General features: G+C 54.5%; 18 protein-coding genes. 13 read left to right on the forward strand and 5 right to left on the reverse strand.

Features of this window, described 5'->3' with window-relative positions:
• The first annotated feature begins 230 nt into the window (after window positions 1–230).
• Complete coding sequence (locus tag C5Y44_RS06390; RefSeq protein WP_105324185.1) at window positions 231–2,495, forward strand: Tex family protein; 2,265 nt, start codon at window positions 231–233, stop codon at window positions 2,493–2,495.
• A gap of 116 nt (window positions 2,496–2,611) precedes the next feature.
• The gene (gene rplS / locus C5Y44_RS06395; protein ID WP_066793300.1) at window positions 2,612–2,956 is read left to right on the forward strand and encodes a 50S ribosomal protein L19; all 345 of its coding nucleotides are present in this window, start codon (window positions 2,612–2,614) and stop codon (window positions 2,954–2,956) included.
• A 48-nt stretch (window positions 2,957–3,004) separates the two neighbouring features.
• Here rplS and C5Y44_RS06400 read toward each other — a convergent pair whose 3' ends face one another.
• The gene (locus tag C5Y44_RS06400; protein ID WP_105324186.1) at window positions 3,005–3,439 is read right to left on the reverse strand and encodes a MarR family winged helix-turn-helix transcriptional regulator; all 435 of its coding nucleotides are present in this window, start codon (window positions 3,437–3,439) and stop codon (window positions 3,005–3,007) included.
• 84 nt (window positions 3,440–3,523) lie between these two features.
• Here C5Y44_RS06400 and C5Y44_RS06405 point away from each other — a divergent pair, with 84 nt between their 5' ends.
• Entirely contained in the window at window positions 3,524–4,585 is a 1,062-nt protein-coding gene (locus C5Y44_RS06405) for a substrate-binding domain-containing protein (RefSeq protein ID WP_105324187.1), read from the forward strand.
• Here C5Y44_RS06405 and C5Y44_RS06410 read toward each other — a convergent pair whose 3' ends face one another.
• From C5Y44_RS06410 to C5Y44_RS06415, 3 genes are all read right to left on the reverse strand, one after another.
• Window positions 4,586–5,998 carry an amidase gene (locus C5Y44_RS06410; protein ID WP_105324351.1) on the reverse strand — a complete coding sequence of 471 codons (1,413 nt, stop codon included), beginning with the start codon at window positions 5,996–5,998 and terminating at the stop codon, window positions 4,586–4,588.
• Window positions 5,991–6,164 (reverse strand): hypothetical protein, encoded by a 174-nt coding sequence (locus C5Y44_RS13360; RefSeq protein ID WP_199185997.1) that lies wholly within the window; start codon window positions 6,162–6,164, stop codon window positions 5,991–5,993. Before C5Y44_RS13360 ends, C5Y44_RS06410 begins: the two co-directional genes overlap by 8 nt.
• Window positions 6,165–6,277: 113 nt before the next feature.
• Window positions 6,278–7,984 (reverse strand): ABC transporter ATP-binding protein, encoded by a 1,707-nt coding sequence (locus C5Y44_RS06415; protein WP_233189872.1) that lies wholly within the window; start codon window positions 7,982–7,984, stop codon window positions 6,278–6,280.
• A gap of 51 nt (window positions 7,985–8,035) precedes the next feature.
• On the opposite strand from C5Y44_RS06415, the gene lepB (C5Y44_RS06420) reads away from it, so the two are divergent.
• The 8 genes from lepB (C5Y44_RS06420) (at window position 8,036) to C5Y44_RS06455 (ending at window position 14,505) form a co-directional block, all read left to right on the forward strand.
• Window positions 8,036–8,764 (forward strand): signal peptidase I, encoded by a 729-nt coding sequence (gene lepB, locus C5Y44_RS06420; RefSeq protein WP_105324189.1) that lies wholly within the window; start codon window positions 8,036–8,038, stop codon window positions 8,762–8,764.
• A complete protein-coding gene (lepB, locus tag C5Y44_RS06425; protein ID WP_105324190.1) occupies window positions 8,742–9,461 on the forward strand; it encodes a signal peptidase I in 720 nt (239 codons plus the stop codon). The genes lepB (C5Y44_RS06420) and lepB (C5Y44_RS06425) overlap by 23 nt, the downstream gene beginning before the upstream one ends.
• Window position 9,462: 1 nt before the next feature.
• Entirely contained in the window at window positions 9,463–10,134 is a 672-nt protein-coding gene (locus C5Y44_RS06430; RefSeq protein ID WP_105324191.1) for a ribonuclease HII, read from the forward strand.
• The gene (locus C5Y44_RS06435; protein WP_003845360.1) at window positions 10,134–10,439 is read left to right on the forward strand and encodes a DUF2469 domain-containing protein; all 306 of its coding nucleotides are present in this window, start codon (window positions 10,134–10,136) and stop codon (window positions 10,437–10,439) included. Before C5Y44_RS06430 ends, C5Y44_RS06435 begins: the two co-directional genes overlap by 1 nt.
• 140 nt (window positions 10,440–10,579) lie before the next feature.
• Window positions 10,580–10,936 carry a YraN family protein gene (locus tag C5Y44_RS06440; RefSeq protein ID WP_105324192.1) on the forward strand — a complete coding sequence of 119 codons (357 nt, stop codon included), beginning with the start codon at window positions 10,580–10,582 and terminating at the stop codon, window positions 10,934–10,936.
• Window positions 10,937–12,487: a YifB family Mg chelatase-like AAA ATPase gene (locus C5Y44_RS06445; protein ID WP_105324193.1), complete on the forward strand. Its 1,551-nt coding sequence runs from the start codon at window positions 10,937–10,939 to the stop codon at window positions 12,485–12,487.
• Between the two features lies 1 nt (window position 12,488).
• Window positions 12,489–13,652: a DNA-processing protein DprA gene (gene dprA, locus C5Y44_RS06450; RefSeq protein ID WP_105324194.1), complete on the forward strand. Its 1,164-nt coding sequence runs from the start codon at window positions 12,489–12,491 to the stop codon at window positions 13,650–13,652.
• Window positions 13,645–14,505, forward strand: coding sequence for a tyrosine recombinase XerC (locus C5Y44_RS06455; RefSeq protein ID WP_105324195.1), 861 nt, complete (start codon window positions 13,645–13,647; stop codon window positions 14,503–14,505). The genes dprA and C5Y44_RS06455 overlap by 8 nt, the downstream gene beginning before the upstream one ends.
• Here the strand turns inward: C5Y44_RS06455 and C5Y44_RS06460 are convergent.
• On the reverse strand, window positions 14,502–14,948 hold the full coding sequence (locus C5Y44_RS06460) for a M23 family metallopeptidase (RefSeq protein WP_105324196.1): 447 nt from the start codon (window positions 14,946–14,948) through the stop codon (window positions 14,502–14,504). The two genes, C5Y44_RS06455 and C5Y44_RS06460, sit on opposite strands and share 4 nt — an antisense overlap.
• Before the next feature lie 312 nt (window positions 14,949–15,260).
• Here C5Y44_RS06460 and rpsB point away from each other — a divergent pair, with 312 nt between their 5' ends.
• Both rpsB and tsf read left to right on the forward strand, forming a co-directional pair.
• Window positions 15,261–16,058 (forward strand): 30S ribosomal protein S2, encoded by a 798-nt coding sequence (rpsB, locus tag C5Y44_RS06465; protein ID WP_066797505.1) that lies wholly within the window; start codon window positions 15,261–15,263, stop codon window positions 16,056–16,058.
• A gap of 133 nt (window positions 16,059–16,191) precedes the next feature.
• Window positions 16,192–17,004, forward strand: a complete 813-nt coding sequence (tsf, locus tag C5Y44_RS06470) for a translation elongation factor Ts (RefSeq protein ID WP_066793329.1) — start codon at window positions 16,192–16,194, stop codon at window positions 17,002–17,004.
• Window positions 17,005–17,111 lie beyond the last annotated feature (107 nt).

A 17,111-nucleotide genomic window follows, 5' to 3' on the forward strand; every position in this document is an offset into this window, starting at 1 on the left:
AACAAAAAACCGGCGTCAGCAGATGCTGCGCCGGGAAACCATATTCTTGAAAAACTCAGACCATTTAAGTCTCAGATTTTCTGCGCGCATGCGAAAAGAAGGATAGTTGCAGCTTGTACAGATGCATTGCTTTCTCCTTTAGTCATGAACACGCGAAACCTAAACCTATCCCGTAGCGAGGGTTTTGGCAATAGCTAGGGTGAAAATCGATGGCTGCTAGACTCATTCGGATGATTGCAGCGACTATCGCACAAGAAATTGGGGTTCGCCCCGACCAAGTTGAAACCGCGCTCAAGCTTCTTGCGGAAGGCAATACGGTGCCGTTTATCGCCCGTTACCGTAAGGAAGTCACTGGCGGTTTGGATGATACGCAGTTGCGCACGATTGAAACTCGCGCGACGTATCTTCGAGAACTCGAAGAGCGCAAGCAAGCAGTTCTGGAAGCCATCGAAGAGCAAGGCAAGCTTAACGATGATTTGCGCCGCGAAATCCTCGAATGCGACACCAAGGCGAGACTCGAGGATTTGTACTTGCCGTACAAAAAGCGCCGCAAGACCAAAGCGGATATTGCGCGTGAGGCAGGCTTGGAACCACTGTTGGAAGAACTCATTTCTCAACCAGCCGCTGACCCGCAGGAGCTAGCAAGCAAGTATCTGTGTGAAGGCTTTGAGGATGAGAAGAAAGCCCTTGATGGTGCCCGCGCGATCATCATTGACCGCTGCGCACTTGATGCGGACCTGGTGGGGCAAGTCCGCGAAGAGATGTTTAGCAGTGGAACGATGGAAGCATCCGTTGTGGCAGGGAAAGAAACCGAGGGGGCGAAATTCAAAGACTACTTTGAGTTCGCCGAGCCGTTTTCCTCTTTGCCTTCGCATCGGATCCTCGCGCTGTTGCGCGGTGAGTCCGAAGGCATCTTGCAGCTGAATCTCAATGCCGGCGACGATGATGTTTACGAGAATATGATTGCCACCCGGTTTGAGCTAGACCGCAGCTCACAGTGGCTGTCACAGGCTGTGCGTTGGAGCTGGCGTACCAAGTTGTACATCTCAGCTGGGTTGGATGTGCGTATGCGCTTGAAGGAAGTCGCAGAAGAAGGTGCACTGCAGGTCTTTGCTACCAATTTGCGCGACGTTTTGTTGGCCGCACCGGCTGGTCAGCGCGCGACTTTGGGCTTAGACCCGGGATACCGCAATGGCGTGAAGTGCGCCGTCGTGGATCCAACGGGCAAGGTGCTTGATACCGCTATTGTTTACCCGCACCAGCCGCAGAACCAATGGTCTCAAGCAGTGCAAACGCTGTCTTCGTTGTGCGCGACGCACGGGGTTGACCTACTGGCGGTGGGCAACGGTACCGCATCGCGTGAATCAGAAAAGCTGGCTGGGGAAGTCGCGGACCTCATTGCCAAAGCAGGCGGGAAGCGCCCAACCCCGGTCGTGGTGTCTGAATCCGGCGCTTCGGTGTACTCGGCTTCGCAGATTGCTGCCGATGAATTTCCTGACATGGATGTTTCTTTGCGCGGTGCCGTATCGATTGCGCGACGCCTGCAAGATCCTTTGGCAGAGCTGGTCAAAATTGATCCGAAAGCCATTGGTGTGGGGCAGTACCAACACGATGTCAACCAAACGGCTCTCGCGCGCACTCTCGATGGTGTTGTCGAAGATGCCGTTAACGGTGTCGGCGTAGACCTCAATACTGCATCTGCGCCGCTGCTCGAGCGCGTTGCCGGAGTAAACCCCACCTTGGCGGATAATATCGTTGCCTACCGCAATGAGAACGGAAAATTTACTACGCGGAAGGAACTCAAGAAGGTTTCACGCCTAGGGCCTAAAGCCTATGAGCAATCCGCGGGCTTTTTGCGCATCACAGGTGGCGCTGATCCTTTGGACAGCTCTGCTGTGCACCCAGAGGCCTACCCCGTGGTGCAAAAGATCGCCAAGTCAACAGGACTTAGCGTTGATGAACTCATTGGAAACACGCGGGTGCTCAACACGCTGCAACCAGCTGATTTTGCTGATGATACCTTCGGTATCCCGACGGTCACCGATATCATCGCCGAATTGGACAAGCCAGGACGCGACCCCCGCCCAGAGTTTAAGACGGCAACCTTTAAAGAAGGCGTGGAGAAAATCTCCGATTTGGTGCCAGGAATGATCCTGGAGGGCACAGTCACCAATGTGGCTGCATTTGGCGCTTTCATTGATGTGGGTGTGCACCAAGACGGGCTCGTGCATATTTCTGCGATGAGCAACAAGTATGTTTCTGACCCGCACGAAGTAGTCCGTTCAGGTGAAGTAGTCAAGGTGAAAGTCTTGGAGGTCGATGTCGCACGCAAGCGCATTTCTCTCACGCTGCGCCTCGATGAAGAAGCCAACGCGCCGAAAAAACAAAGCCCGAAGAACACTGTGAGGCAGCCGAAGCAGCCGAAGCAACCTGCGAAGAAAAAGCCCGCACCACGTGGCTCGATGGCGGATGCTTTGAAGAATGCGGGCTTTTAAAGAGATTTGTAATATACCCGCTGGATGTGCGAGAATTACAAGCTGTTCTATGTAGATGGATATGAACCGGTTAGTTCTACGCTAGGGTCCTCTATCCCAAATTGAAAAGGATTGCCATGAGCAACATTCTTGATAAGGTCAACGCAGCATCGCTGCGCGACGATATCCCAGCTTTTCGCCCAGGTGACACCCTGGACGTTGAAGTAAAGGTTATCGAAGGTAACAACCAGCGTACCCAGCTCTTCAAGGGCGTCTGCATCCGTCGTCAGGGTGCTGGTGTCAGCGAGACTTTCACCGTCCGCAAGGTTTCCTTCGGCATCGGTGTAGAGCGTACTTTCCCAGTACACTCTCCAAACCTGGAGTCCATCACCATCTCCCGTCGTGGCCGCGTCCGCCGCGCGAAGCTGTACTACCTGCGCGATCTGCGCGGTAAGAAGGCTCGCATCAAGGAGCGCCGCTAATAAACGGCTAAGGTCCCTGCTTTTTAAAGCAGGGACCTTTTTTAATGCTCAATTAAACTTCTCGAGCACAGCTTTCAACGTCGCGGGATCGATGTCGGCGTCCTGGAGTTCTTGATTGAGCTGTTCTTCGACGCGGCCAAGCTCGCGAGACATCTTTGTGTACAGAGAATCACCGAGCGTTGAAATGTGGACAAAGACCTGACGTCTATCTGCCTGCCCGACTTCGCGAAAGACCAGCGCGCGCTCAACCATGCGGTCCACCGCGCGGGTGATAGAAGATGCAGCTCCTACGCAGCGCTGCTGCAACTGCGACATAGTCAACCCATCCGATGAAGAAAGCGCATCCAAGATGAGCCACTCGTCGACGCTGAGCTCATGCCTTTCGCCGGCGGCTGCGATTTCTTTGACACAAGATTTCGCAGCGAGCAGCAAAGGAATTATTACGGGGGTCGAATCTATCTTCGTTGGTTGAGATTTCTGCATGTCAAGCTCGTTTCCGCCGCCATAGTATTTGCCAGCTCTTGCTAGTAGTATAGGCCGATATCACACGCCACCACAGCTGGGAGCATGAAAATCCTGAGCTTCGTTCCATATCGCATCTGTCTTATCATTCCGCTGCGCGGCCCCGGCGGACTCTTTGGTCCGTCATGCATGGCCGTGAGTGAACTAGCCAAAGAAGAACTCAATGCCAGCGTCGGAATCGGCGGCAGGCCCGTGGAATTTGTCTACGTGGATGGGGGAGCACCCGCAGATGAAGTGGTTGCAGAGGTTCTCCAGCTGGCACAAGCAGGAAAAATCGATGCCATTACGGGCTGGCATATCTCTACCATCAGGAAGAAACTAGGACCGCTGCTCAAAGGCAAAATCCCTTATGTCTATACCTCGTTGTTTGAAGGCGATGAGACCACAGCAGGAATCTACTGCAGTGGCGAAAATCCTGAGCAACAGGTCTATCCAGCACTGTCATGGTTGCGCGAGAACTTTGGGTGCCGGCGTTGGCATGTCGTTGGTGCACGGTACGAGTGGCCTGTGCGATCCGTCAACAAGCTAGCAGCGATGGCTTCTGACTTGGGCATTGAAATCGTGGGGACTTCTTTTGTGCCCATGGGACACGGAAATAGCCCGCAATTAGTTGAAGCCGTAGCGCACAGTAACCCCGATGGGGTCTTGATGTTTTTAGTTGGCCAAGATGCGGTGGAGTTTAACCGGAACTTCGCCGCCGCTGGTTTATCGGAGAAGATCATTCGCTATAGCTCGTTGATGGAAGAAAACATGCTCCTGGGCAGTGGGGCAGCAGCAACGAAAAATCTCTATTCATCTGCTGCCTACTTCCGCAGCCTAGTCAGTGCAGAGGCGCTAGATTTTATCGGGCGCTATACCCGCAGCGCGGGCAGGGTAGCACCAGCGCTAAATAACATGGCGCAATCGTGCTACCAGGGGATTTATACCCTCGCTGCGTTGGTTAAGCGTTCCGGTGGATTTAGCGTAGAGGACTTCAACGCAGTAGTTGATGGGCTCTCTTTTACCGGGCCGCGCGGCACCGTGCGTTTTGAGGGAAACCAGGCGGTTTCCCCCATCACGCTAGCGCGCGCTGAGCAGCTCGACTTTCACGTGATCGACACTTTATGATCACGCGCCGGTCGGAGCACGCTTGCCATCCATCGGGTTACCAGCTTCGATGATGGATCCGACATTAAGCACGGTTTCCTCGCCAAAGGCCCGGCCAATGATCTGCAGCCCAATCGGTAGACCATTTTTCACACCCACCGGAACGGTTAAGGCAGGCAAGCCAGTGAGGTTGCTGGGGCCGGTAAACCGGATGAAGTTATCGATGAGATCGACTTCTTCACCGTTGAGGTCAGCAACGGCTGAGCCGATATTTGGAGGCATCACCGGCAAGGTCGGTGCGATGATGACATCGACGTCTTCCAGCGCCTTAGCAAAGTCCTGCTTAATCCGGCGACGGATTTGCTGGGCTTGCAGGTAGTCCACAGAAGAGAAGAGCTCGCCGAGCTCAAAGAGGAAGCGAATATCATCGCCGAAGTCATCGGCACGATTTAGCAGATCCTCGTGGTGGATGGCGGAGGCTTCCGAAAGACTGGTTGCCAGCTCGGCCCATTCCGAATAAGCCAGGGACGGGATAGACACAGTTTTCACCGTGGCGCCCTGGCTTGCTAGCGCGTCAATTTGGGCTCGCACATGCTTTTCGATGTCAGAGTCGACGTCTTTGAAGAAGTACTCTTCTTCAACACCGATAACGAGCTTGCTTGGATCCCCGCGCAATGCTGCCTGGTAATTGCCGACTTCCACTTCGACGGAGGTCGGATCACGTTCATCGAATCCGGCGATGACTTGCAGCAAGGCTGCTGCGTCATCAACGCTCTTGGACATGGGGCCGATGTGGTCCAAGGTCCACGCCAGTGGGAAGCATCCATATTTGGCAACCAAGCCATGGGTGGGCTTGAGGCCGACGAGCCCACAAGCAGCAGACGGAATACGGATCGACCCAGCGGTGTCTGTACCGAGTGTGGAAAAGGACATGTCGGATGCAACCGCAGCGCCGGAGCCACCAGAGGAACCGCCAGGTACTTTATCGAGATCCCAGGGATTATGAACAGGGCCAAAGTGCGGGCTGTTGTTGTCAATACCCCACGCGTATTCGTGCATGTTGAGCTTGCCCACCAGCACAATTCCCGCATCTTTCATGCGTTTGACCACGCTGGCATCGTTGTCGGAAACGAAGTCTTTATGGATCTTGGATGCCATGGTGGAGACTTCGCCGCCGATGTAAATGTTGTCCTTGATGCCCATGGGCACGCCGTGCAACGGAGAGCGGATATTGCCGGCGGAAATCTCTTCATCGGCTAGCTGCGCATCCGCAAGGGCAGCTTCTTCGCGGAAGCTGATATAGGCGTTGACTTGCTCATTGAGCTCGCGAGCGTGCTTAAGAAGCGCTTTCGTCAAATCGACGGAAGTGACTTTGCCTTCGTGGATGGCAGCGCCGGCTTCCGTGGCGGTCATTTTAAGCAGTTCTTTAGACAACGTGATCACCGCCGGGGATGTTGCGCAGCGCGATATCTTCATCGGAAAGCGAAATCTTGCCTCGAAGTGCTTGGATCTCGGCCCATTTACTCTCGAGCTTTTCTAGGGTCTCGGGCTTAGGGGAAATTCCCTTCGCCGCGAGAACTTCTTCGACTGAAAGTGACATGTGAAGGTCTCCATTCGTGAATGAATTTCCATATGGAAAATCTCCATTTGGAAGTAATTCCCAAACTATGTGAACCTAAACACATTTGCAACCGTTTTAGAGGTGAAGCACTTTTAGGCGAGTAATTGTCGTGAGGCCAGCTCCTGATAAAGCTTGGAAGATTCCAATAGTTCTTCGTGGGTGCCACGGTCTTGGATTTGGTGCTCGTCGATGACCAAGATCTGATCGGCATCAGTAACCGTTGAAAGTCGGTGGGCAACGATGATTACGGTCTTATCCTCTCCGGCGGCGGCAATGGCGTCGAGGATGAGTTGCTCATTTTGGGAGTCCACGGCGGATGTCGGTTCATCGAGAACCAAGATGGGAGAGTCCATCAGCAGCATGCGTGCGAGCGCAAGTCTCTGGCGTTGACCGCCGGATAGGGAAACGCCGCGATCTCCGAGTGTCGTATCTAGTCCCTCGGCATCGGCGAAGCGGTCGCGAAGGTTGACCTGGTCTAAGGCTTCCCAGCATTGCTCATCGGTGGCGGAAGAATTAGCCAACTGGAGGTTTTCGCGCACTGTGCCAGCGAGGATTGCTGCTTCTTGTTCGACGTATCCGACCATGGACCGTACTGATTCGCGAGAAAGCGTCGACATATCTTGATCGCCTAGGTAAATCGTGCCAGAGGTGGGGTCATAAAAGCGTTCCATCAATGCAAGCGCTGTAGATTTACCGCCTCCTGATGGTCCCACGAGCGCGGTTTTGGTGCCGGGCGCGACGGTGAAGGAGACATCGTTCAGCACTGGCTTTTTCTCGTCATAAGAAAATGACACTGAGTCGAAAGTAATGGCAGAAGACTTGACTGCGTCTGTGCCAGTAGCATCTTCGAGGGGCTCATCCATGACAGCATTGATGCGATCAATCGCGCCCATGGCCTGGCGCACAGTTGTAATGGCGCTAAAGATGGTGCCTAGCGGCATGGACGCCATGAACATATACAGCACGAAGGAGACAAGATCGCCGACGGAGATATCACCGGTGGCAACTCGCGCGCCGCCGATACCTAAGACGATGAGGAAGGAACCTTGCAGTGCGAGCCCGGATACGGGGTTGAGCAAAGCTCCAACCTTGGCCATTTTTACGCCTTCGCGATAAGCCCTATCGGCTGATGCGTGGAGTTCTTTTTCCACGCGACCTTCCGCCCGTGAGGCACGCACCGTGCGCACGGCGACCAAGGATTTATCCATGCCGGCGCCGAGTTCACCAACGGCCTCTTGGGCACGCTTGGTGTATTTCTGCATCAAACGGGAGGCGAAAATCACTGCGATCAGGGTCAGCGCAATGACAGCGAGAACAACGAGCAGCATCATCACGTCGATGATTGCCATCAGCGCAATAGAGCCAACAATTGTCAGCACAGAAGAGACAGCTTGCACCAGACCGCCAGTAAAAGCGGTGCGCACCAACGTTGTATCGGAGCCAACGCGGGTGACAAGGTCGCCGGTGCGGTGTTTGTCATAGGTCATAATCGGCAAGCGGAGTAAATGCGAAACCAACTCACGCCGGGTGGCAAAGACCGCTGCTTCTGCAGTGCGGGTAAGTAAGAACCACTCCAGGCCGCTGGCTACCGACGACAACACCAAAAGCCCAATGAGTAAGGTGAGCAATGCGCCCATGGGTTGGCCGATGCTTTCAATGATTTGGTTAATCAACATCGGCTGCGCAAGGCCCATCAGTGAGCCCAAAATAGAAAAGACTATCGCGCCGGTAAGTGCTGCTTTGTGATGTCCGAGCATCGACAGCAGGGTGCGAAATGAATGCGAAGGTTTATCTGACACAGTTTCGAAGTCTAATCGGCGGCCAATTCAATTGCTGCTACGATCAGCGGGGTGAAAGACAATAACGCTGATAGCGACAAGAAGCAGTTGCCATGGATAGTTGAAACCCTTCTCATCGTGGTGGTGGTTTTGGCCGTGGTGGGCCTTCTCCAGGCGTTTGTTGGCCGGCAATACGTCATTCCATCCTCGTCGATGGAACCTACCCTGCACGGATGCGATGGGTGCACCAATGACCGGATCTTGACGGAGAAGATTAGCTACTACGGCTCAGAGCCTGAACCCGGTGATGTGATCGTCTTCGAAGGAACCGAATCCTGGAACGCCGGCTGGCAATCTCCGCGTTCTGATAATAGTTTCCTCGCCGCCATTCAAGAGGGGCTTAGCTATGTTTCACTTGCACCGCCAAATGAAAATAACCTGGTCAAGCGCGTTGTTGCCACCGGTGGTCAAACCGTGCAGTGCCAAGAAGGCGACCCAGCTGTCATGGTTGATGGACAGGCAATTGATCAGTCTTATGTCTTAGAGCCACCGACATACCCGGTTGATTCCGAAACCGGCTCTGATGCCTGCGGTGGTGCCTACTTTGGGCCGATTACCGTGCCTGAGGACAATGTCTTTGTCATGGGCGATAACCGCACCAACTCAGCGGATTCCCGCGCGCATTCCTTTGATGAATACCAAGGCACTATTCCTTTAGAAAATGTGCGTGGCAAGGTAGCACTTGTCTTCTACCCATTTAGCCGCATCGGTGGAGTCGATGACCCAGAAATCCAAGGATAATACCTCCCGGAGTGTGTGGTCGCTGGTGTGGGAAGCTGTGCTAATTATCGGTTTAGCTTTCGCACTATTGGTCGGCACTCAAGCTTTCATCGGCAGGCCCTATGTCATTCCCTCGGCCTCGATGGAACCTACCTTGCACGGTTGTGAGGGCTGCACCAATGACCGCATCATCGTCGAAAAGCTCAGCTACTACTTTTCAGACCCAAATCCGGGCGATGTTGTGGTCTTTGAAGGCCCCGATGCCTGGAATGTCGGGTTTACGGTCGACCGCTCGAACAATGTCATGGTGCGCGGTGTGCAAAACCTAGTTGCTGCAGCGGGACTGCGCCCGAACACTAAGAATATTTTGGTCAAGCGCGTTATCGCGACCGAAGGCGATACCGTGCAATGCCGCGAAGGCGATCCTGGAGTCATGGTCAATGGCACCAAAACCAATGATTCTTTCATTAAAAGCCCACCTGATATGGAAATCCCTTCCACGGTTGGCTCGGCTGAATGCGGCGGAAAGTACTTTGGCCCGCTGACCGTGCCAGAAGGAAACCTGTTTGTCATGGGCGATAATCGCACCAATTCCTTGGATTCGCGTTATCACTTAGGCGACCAGCTACAGGGCACCATTCCCGTCTCACATGTGAAAGGGCGTGTGCGCGCTGTGTTTTACCCAAGCTTTCACTCGGTAGGTTCCGAGACGGTTTAATATGCGCAAGTTGGTTCAAAAACGCACCTATGAGGTAGCACTTGCGAAAGCAGGATTGGGGCCTGTCGCGGGAGTAGATGAAGCCGGCCGTGGAGCATGTGCTGGGCCAATCACTATTGCCGCATGCATTTTGCCAGAGAAGATCATTCCCAGCCTCAGCACCTTGACCGATAGTAAGAAGCTCACCGAAAAGCAACGGGAGCAGCTTTTTCCAGCCATTCAAAAACACGCGCTGGCCTATTCCATCGTGCATATTGACCCAGCGGATATTGATTATCACGGCATCCAGCACGCTAATGTCTCCGGGATGCGCCGTGCGGTTGCGCGGTTGGATATTCGCCCGCGGTATATCCTCACCGATGCGCTGAAAGTCTCCGGATTTACAGCGCCATACCTGCCGGTAATCGGGGGCGATTTCGCTATTCGATGCATCGCTGCCGCCTCCGTATTAGCGAAAGTCTCGCGCGACAACATCATGGAAGAGCTGGAAGAACAGTATCCCGGCTATGGCTTGGGCAAGCACAAAGGTTATGGCACTGCCATCCATACCGAGGCGATTGAAAGACTGGGTGCCACCCAGATTCATCGGATGAGTTATTCCAACGTGGCGAAAGCACATTCACGCTTTGAAGTGACTAAAGTAAACCCAAGCACCGTCGAAGGAGAAAAATAGTGAGCGCTGAAGAACTGGAAAACTACGAGGCAGAAGTAGAGCTTTCTCTCTACCGCGAGTATCGCGATGTGGTTAGTCAGTTTTCTTATGTGGTGGAAACCGAGCGCCGTTTTTACCTCGCTAATGCCGTGAAACTGATTCCGCACACCAATGGCCCAGATGTCTACTACGAAGTACGCATGTCCGATGCTTGGGTGTGGGATATGTACCGCTCCGCGCGCTTTGTGCGCTATGTTCGTGTGATTACCTATAAGGACGTCAACATCGAAGAGCTGGATAAACCGGAATATATCCTTCCTGAATAGCAGCACCTGTGGATAACTAAGCTTGTAAAACTAGTTATCCACAGTTTTGCGTTTTGTAGACGCATCAATCATTGAGTTTCTTCTACCTGTGCCATGAAACTGGTTTATGACCAGTAGAAATGGCAAACAGAAAGAATTCAATGATTAATAAAACCACCAGAAAATCTGCCTTGGGCAAACGCGGGGAAAAGTTCGCTGCGGATTTCTACCGCTCCCGCGGCGCAGAAGTCATTGCAGCGAATGTTAATTACGCAGTAGGCGAGATTGACCTTATTGTCCGCGAGAATAATGTCTTCGTCTTCGTGGAAGTTAAAACCAGAACTACGGCGAACTATGGTCTGGCGGAAGCGGTCACCCGACGCAAAATCGCTCGCATGCGCAAAGCTGCAGTGCAGTGGCTGAATGGCCGGCCGATATCTGAGGTGCGCTTTGATGTTGTAGCTTTGCTCGTCAATGGCTCATCATTTGACCTTCAGCATTTCGAGGCGGTGAGTTAGATGGCGCTGGAGTCATGCAAGACCATTGCTTTAGAAGGCGTTATCGCGCACATCGTTGATATTGAGGCGAATATTGGCGCAGGGCTTCCCGGTATTCACGTGGTGGGGCGAACAGATACAGCGATCAACGAGTCCCGCCAGCGGATCAAGACCGCCATCATCAACTCGCAATTGGCGTGGCCAAAGACCAAAATCGTGGTGTCTTTATCTCCTGCCTCGCTGCCAAAATCCGGCGCGCACTTTGACCTGCCCCTGGCTGTCGCAATTCTGTTAGCGGGGATGAAGGCGCAAGATGAGCAATTAGCTGCCGATGGGTATGCCACCTGGGGCACGGAGTCTTTTGCAGAAAAGACTGCCACCACGCTTTTCCTCGGCGAGCTCGGTCTAGACGGCAGCCTGAAACCTGTGCCGGGCATCTTATCTGCGATGGTCGCTGCGCCAAAGCACGGCTATCACACGATCGTGATCCCGCCTGGAAACGCCGGTGAAGCCCAACTCGTTGAAGACACCCGGGTGCTCGTGGCACATAACCTGCGGGAAGTCTTCGAGTGGCTGCGCGGAAACCGGCACTTGAAAACCCCTGAGCACATACCCGCCCCGCAGCGAAATCAAACTCTAGATTTTGCCGATATCGCAGGGCAGCACGAGGCCAAATTCGCCATCGAGGTAGCCGCCGCCGGCGGGCATCACCTCATGATGATTGGACCTCCGGGTTCTGGAAAATCGATGCTGGCCGCGCGCATTCCATCTATCCTGCCGAAGTTAAGCACCGCGCAGGCTGTGGAATCAACCGCCATTCATTCGATTGCAGGTTCCATGGGAGAGATCATCGCGCATGCTCCGTTCATTTCCCCGCACGCCTCGCTTTCTCGCCCGGCTCTGTTGGGAGGAGGCAGCGGCAACCCACGTCCCGGTGTCGTTAGCCTTGCGCACAATGGAGTGCTTTTCCTTGATGAAGCCAGTGAGATCTCCGCGGCCGTACTTGATGGCCTGCGTGCGCCTTTAGAAGATGGGGAAGTCCGCCTTGCTCGTGCGCAACGCGAAATTACCTATCCTGCGCGCTTCCAGCTGGTTATGGCTGCGAACCCGTGTCGCTGTGCCGCTGAAGACCCGTCGAAATGCGTGTGCCGGCCACAGGTGCGGCAAACTTACTTGCGCAATATCTCCGGCCCCTTGCGCGACCGCCTCGATATCGCGCTGGAGTTAACCAGCCAAGCAGCCGTACTGCATACCGATGATGAAGAAGCCTCCAGCACCATTGCGCAGCGCGTGGCCTTAGCGCGCGATAGAGCAGCTTTACGATGGCAATCCCATGGCCTTGATATCACCCACAACGCCGCGATGCCCTCGACCTATTTGCGGCGACACTGTGCAGCTGATGAATCCGCGATGGCTTTGATGGGGGCTTATCTAGCAGAAGGACAGCTCTCGCAGCGCGGGGTAGACCGGTGCTTGAAACTGGCGTGGACCTTATGCGATCTCGAAGGCGAAGACATTCCCAACCTCGACCACATCGCGCGAGCCCTCAATCTGCGTGGGGAGGGATTTTAAAATGTTTCTTTGCGATACTCCTGAGCAAGCATGGGTCTATATCAACCGGGTCGTGGAACCACCATCGCGAAATCTTGCGACATTGCTTAGCCAGCACCCAGTTGAGAAAGTCGCCTACGGTATCTATCACCAAGAATCTTGGATTGGGCCAGTACTTGGAGAATCTGCTGCGCGCCGGGATTGGCTGCGGCAACAAGAAGACTTAGACACCCTGGCGCGCATCGGAGCGCGGCTCATCACGCCGGAAAGTACTGAGTGGCCAGATTTCGACAGAGCTTTTCGCTTCTTCGGAAATAGTGATGCACCCACAACTTTTGACCGCGAAGCAATCCCGCCTGTGTGCTTGTGGGTGCGCGGCAGACCCTTGAAAGAAACCGCAGCGCAATCAGTAGCGGTGGTGGGAACGCGCGCGATTTCGCCCTATGGCACACAAGCAACCAGAAAGGTGGTTGCTGACTTAGCCAAACACCAATGGACGATTGTCTCCGGTGGGGCATTAGGCGTTGATACTGTCGCGCACTCGGCGGCACTAGAGATGCACACCCCGACCATTGCGGTAGCTGCTTGCGGCATTGATTATGACTATCCTGCGCGCAATGCTCCGCTGTTTCATCGCATCGCGCAGACCGGCACCTTGGTCAGCGAATTCGCGCCGGGTACCACACCGCAGCGCCACCGCTTCTTATCGCGCAATCGTCTGGTCGCTGCGATGACCGCAGGCACCGTTGTGGTGGAAGCGGCTTTTCGCTCCGGTGCGCTAAATACTCTTAACTGGGCGGAAGCTCTCGGCAAAGTCGCCATGGCCGTTCCCGGGCCGATTACCACCGCGGGCTCATTGGGTTGTCACCAGCGAATCCAAGAAAATCGCGCGCAACTGGTCACCAGTGGGGAAGAGATCCGTGAGCTCATCGGAAAGATTGGCGAAGCCGATTCCGGCGCGCAGTATGAATTAGACTTCGCCGCCAACCCAGTGCAGTCACTATCGCGCAACGAGCTGAAAGTCTATGACGCGGTTCCAATCGATAGCGGACACACAGCCGAGGACATCGCACGCGATGCCGGCATGCGCGTTCCTTTAGTCGTCCACCTGTTGGTGATCTTGGAAAAGCAAGCGCTTATTCGGAGGGAGGGCAAAAATTGGATTAAACTTCTAAACCATGAGTAATACCCAACTGGTTGAAGCTATCTATGACTTTGCCGAGCACCAGCGCCTGGTACTCGGCAGGTCTGAAGCGACCATTAAGGGATACACCTCAGACTTGCTCGATTTGGCACAGACCATCGACAGCTTTTCTAGCTTTACTCTTCCGCGTCTACGCAAGTGGCTTGCCGCAGCCGTTGGTGAAGGCAAAGCGCGCTCGACTCTTGCGCGGCGCACCGCTTCGGCCAAAGCCTTTTCCACTTGGGCGGTAAAACAGGGCTATCTGCGCACCGATGAAGCTGCGAAGCTCTCAAGCCCGAAAGTTCCCAAACACCTGCCGAAGGTTTTAGACCCTAAAGAAGCCAGCGCGGCGATGGACAATGCGAAATCTGCAGACGAGCTACACCTGGTGCGCGATACAGCCATGCTCGAGCTGCTGTACGCCACCGGCATGCGCGTATCCGAACTAACGGGCATCGACCTGCATGACATCGACTCTTCGCGGCAGACCATTCGCGTTCTCGGCAAAGGTAACAAAGAAAGAATCGTTCCTTTCGGCGACGCTGCCAACACCGCTTTAAATGCGTGGCTTGCGCGCCGGGAGGAACTCGCCAAAGACCCCGATGCGCTATTTGTGGGCACGCGCGGAAAGCGCATCGATCAGCGGCAAGTGCGCAGGGTTGTGGAAGCTGCTGGCGAAGTCTCTCCACACGCATTGCGCCACTCGACAGCAACACACCTTCTCGAAGGCGGCGCAGATTTACGCGTAGTGCAAGAACTACTAGGCCACTCTTCGTTGCAAACCACGCAGGTCTATACCCATGTCACCTCAGAGCGGCTGAAGAAAGTCTTCAACCAGGCGCATCCACGTGCTTAACGGCTTAAGGGCTTAAGACGGATAGTCGGAGTAAGCAGCGAGAGGGGATTGATGTAATTGTCCTCGCCGGTGCGCGCGCCCCAATGCAGCCCCGGGTAGCCATCAAAAGAATGCCCCAGCTTGCCGATGACTTCTCCTTCGCCCACCTGCTCGCCCTGCTTTACCCACGCGTACACGGGTTGATAGGTGGTGCGAATCCCGCCATGTTGAATAGATACCGTAGGTGTTCCTGCTACCACGCCGGCAAACGCGACCGTGCCATCGCCCGCCGCAAGCACCTCATCGCCAACGCTCAAACGAAGATCCACGCCGCGGTGTCCAGGAAGCCAATTGTGTTCCGGTGGGTCATAGGGGCGTAAAACGGAAGTTGCATAAGACGCCCCGGTGGTGGGGTCCACCCACGCGAGGAGAAAAGGAATAAACAAAAACCATATTTTTCGCATGGTTTAAGCCTGATTTAGCAGTGAGCAAATGGCCAGGGGAACATCGACAAGCACTGCGAAATTGTGGATAACTTGGCCAACTATATGACGGGGCAACAAAATATTGTGGACAACTTTCGTCCCGGTTTGATAAGTGGGCAGGTTCTGTCTAAACTCGTGCGTGCAGTGTGTCAAGAGCATGCTGACTTCGCGCGGCGAAGACAACTCATCGACAAGGTCCCTTAACGGGTGTTGATTGAGATAGCTTCGCAGCCAGGGTGCGGCAAAACCGCACAATTATTGTACAAAACCGAAACTGAAAGCGAGCGAAACATGGCAGTTGTAACCATGCGCGAGCTCCTCGACGCTGGTGTGCACTTTGGTCACCAGACCCGTCGTTGGAACCCAAAAATGCGTCGTCACATCTTCACCGATCGTAACGGCATCTACATCATTGACTTGCAGCAAACCCTGACCTACATCGATGAAGCATTCGAGTTCGTCAAGGAAACCGTTGCTCACGGCGGTACCGTCTTGTTCGTTGGTACCAAGAAGCAGGCTCAGGAAGCAGTTGCTGAAGAGGCAACCCGCGTTGACATGCCTTACGTCAACCACCGTTGGTTGGGTGGCATGCTCACCAACTTCCAGACTGTCTCCAAGCGTCTGAAGCGCATGAAGGAACTTCAGGCAATGGATCAGGCTGAGGACGGCTACAAGGGCCGCACCAAGAAGGAAGTTCTCATGCTGACCCGCGAGCGCACCAAGCTGGAGCGCGTTCTCGGTGGCATCGCAGAGATGACCAAGGCTCCATCCGCACTGTGGATTGTTGACACCAACAAGGAGCACATCGCGGTTGCTGAGGCTCACAAGCTGAACATCCCTGTTGTTGCAATCTTGGACACCAACTGTGACCCAGATGACGTGAACTTCCCAATTCCAGGCAACGATGACGCAATCCGTGCAACCAAGTTGCTGACCGGCATCATCGCTACCGCTGTTGAAGAGGGCAAGAAGTCCCGCGAAGAGCGTCAGTTGGCAGCAGCTAAGGAAGCTGCTGGTGACACCGCTGAGAAGGACGAGCGCGACGCAGCTGAGGCTGCGGCAGAGTCCGACCCAGCATCGGCTGAATAAGCTTATGTGACTTGCCCCCGTGCCGCGTACGGTGACGGGGGCTTGTTGTTGACATAGCCGACGGATGCAATGAAAATCGGCTACGCTATTTTTGTGAACATTGCTTGATTAAACAAGGAGGATCGCCCCGACTATGGCGAACTACACTGCTGCTGATGTAAAGGCACTGCGCGAAGCTACCGGCTCCGGCATGCTTGACTGCAAGAAGGCCCTGGAAGAAGCTGGCGGCGACTACGACAAGGCTGTCGAAATTTTGCGCATCAAGGGCGCAAAGTCCGTTTCCAAGCGTGCTGACCGTGAAGCTACCGAAGGCCTCGTTGCTGTTTCCGGTAACACCATGGTTGAAATCAACTGTGAGACCGACTTCGTTGCAAAGAACGCTGACTTCCGTGCTTTCGCTGACAAGATCGTTGAAGCAGCTGCTGCTGCTAAGGCTAACTCCACTGAGGAGCTCAACGCAGTTCAGGTTGAGGGCAAGGACGTAGCTACCGTCATTGACGAAGAGTCCGCAAAGATCGGCGAGAAGCTGCAGGCACGTCGTGCAGTTACCGTTGAAGGCGACAACGTTGCTGTTTACCTGCACCAGCGTTCCGCTGACCTGCCACCAGCAGTTGGCGTTCTGGTTTCCTACGAAGGCGACGCAGATGCAGCTCGTGCGGTTGCAATGCAGGTTGCTGCGATGAAGGCAGAGTACCTGACCCGCGAAGATGTTCCAGCTGAGATCGTGGAGAAGGAGCGCGAAATCGCTGAGGCTACCACTCGCGAAGAGGGCAAGCCTGAAGCTGCACTGCCTAAGATTGTTGAAGGCCGCCTGAATGGCTTCTACAAGTCCATCGTTCTTCTGGAGCAGGCTGCATTGTCTGACTCCAAGAAGACCGTGAAGCAGGTTGCTGAAGAAGCTGGCACCACCATCACCGGCTTTGTCCGCTACGAGGTTGGCGCTTAAGTTTTAAGTTGATGTGAAAACCCGGCCAGATGCCTGGCCGGGTTTTTGTGTGCCTAATGTAAGATAGAACAGACTCGAAATCACCATCAAGGAGACGTATCCCGTGA

Origin of the sequence: Corynebacterium sp. J010B-136 (assembly GCF_002967075.1) — a bacterium.
In the GTDB taxonomy this organism is placed as follows: Bacteria; Actinomycetota; Actinomycetes; order Mycobacteriales; family Mycobacteriaceae; genus Corynebacterium.

What these genes read in the sequence shown, in the direction of transcription:
- lepB (WP_105324190.1), top strand. Translation starts at nt 8,742, where the DNA reads ATGACCCAGAAATCCAAGGATAATACCTCCCGGAGTGTGTGGTCGCTG.
- C5Y44_RS06400 (WP_105324186.1), bottom strand. Translation starts at nt 3,439, where the DNA reads ATGCAGAAATCTCAACCAACGAAGATAGATTCGACCCCCGTAATAATT.
- C5Y44_RS13360 (WP_199185997.1), bottom strand. Translation starts at nt 6,164, where the DNA reads ATGTCACTTTCAGTCGAAGAAGTTCTCGCGGCGAAGGGAATTTCCCCT.
- C5Y44_RS06445 (WP_105324193.1), top strand. Translation starts at nt 10,937, where the DNA reads ATGGCGCTGGAGTCATGCAAGACCATTGCTTTAGAAGGCGTTATCGCG.
- C5Y44_RS06440 (WP_105324192.1), top strand. Translation starts at nt 10,580, where the DNA reads ATGATTAATAAAACCACCAGAAAATCTGCCTTGGGCAAACGCGGGGAA.
- dprA (WP_105324194.1), top strand. Translation starts at nt 12,489, where the DNA reads ATGTTTCTTTGCGATACTCCTGAGCAAGCATGGGTCTATATCAACCGG.
- rpsB (WP_066797505.1), top strand. Translation starts at nt 15,261, where the DNA reads ATGGCAGTTGTAACCATGCGCGAGCTCCTCGACGCTGGTGTGCACTTT.
- C5Y44_RS06390 (WP_105324185.1), top strand. Translation starts at nt 231, where the DNA reads ATGATTGCAGCGACTATCGCACAAGAAATTGGGGTTCGCCCCGACCAA.
- tsf (WP_066793329.1), top strand. Translation starts at nt 16,192, where the DNA reads ATGGCGAACTACACTGCTGCTGATGTAAAGGCACTGCGCGAAGCTACC.
- rplS (WP_066793300.1), top strand. Translation starts at nt 2,612, where the DNA reads ATGAGCAACATTCTTGATAAGGTCAACGCAGCATCGCTGCGCGACGAT.
- C5Y44_RS06405 (WP_105324187.1), top strand. Translation starts at nt 3,524, where the DNA reads ATGAAAATCCTGAGCTTCGTTCCATATCGCATCTGTCTTATCATTCCG.
- C5Y44_RS06430 (WP_105324191.1), top strand. Translation starts at nt 9,463, where the DNA reads ATGCGCAAGTTGGTTCAAAAACGCACCTATGAGGTAGCACTTGCGAAA.
- C5Y44_RS06460 (WP_105324196.1), bottom strand. Translation starts at nt 14,948, where the DNA reads ATGCGAAAAATATGGTTTTTGTTTATTCCTTTTCTCCTCGCGTGGGTG.
- C5Y44_RS06455 (WP_105324195.1), top strand. Translation starts at nt 13,645, where the DNA reads ATGAGTAATACCCAACTGGTTGAAGCTATCTATGACTTTGCCGAGCAC.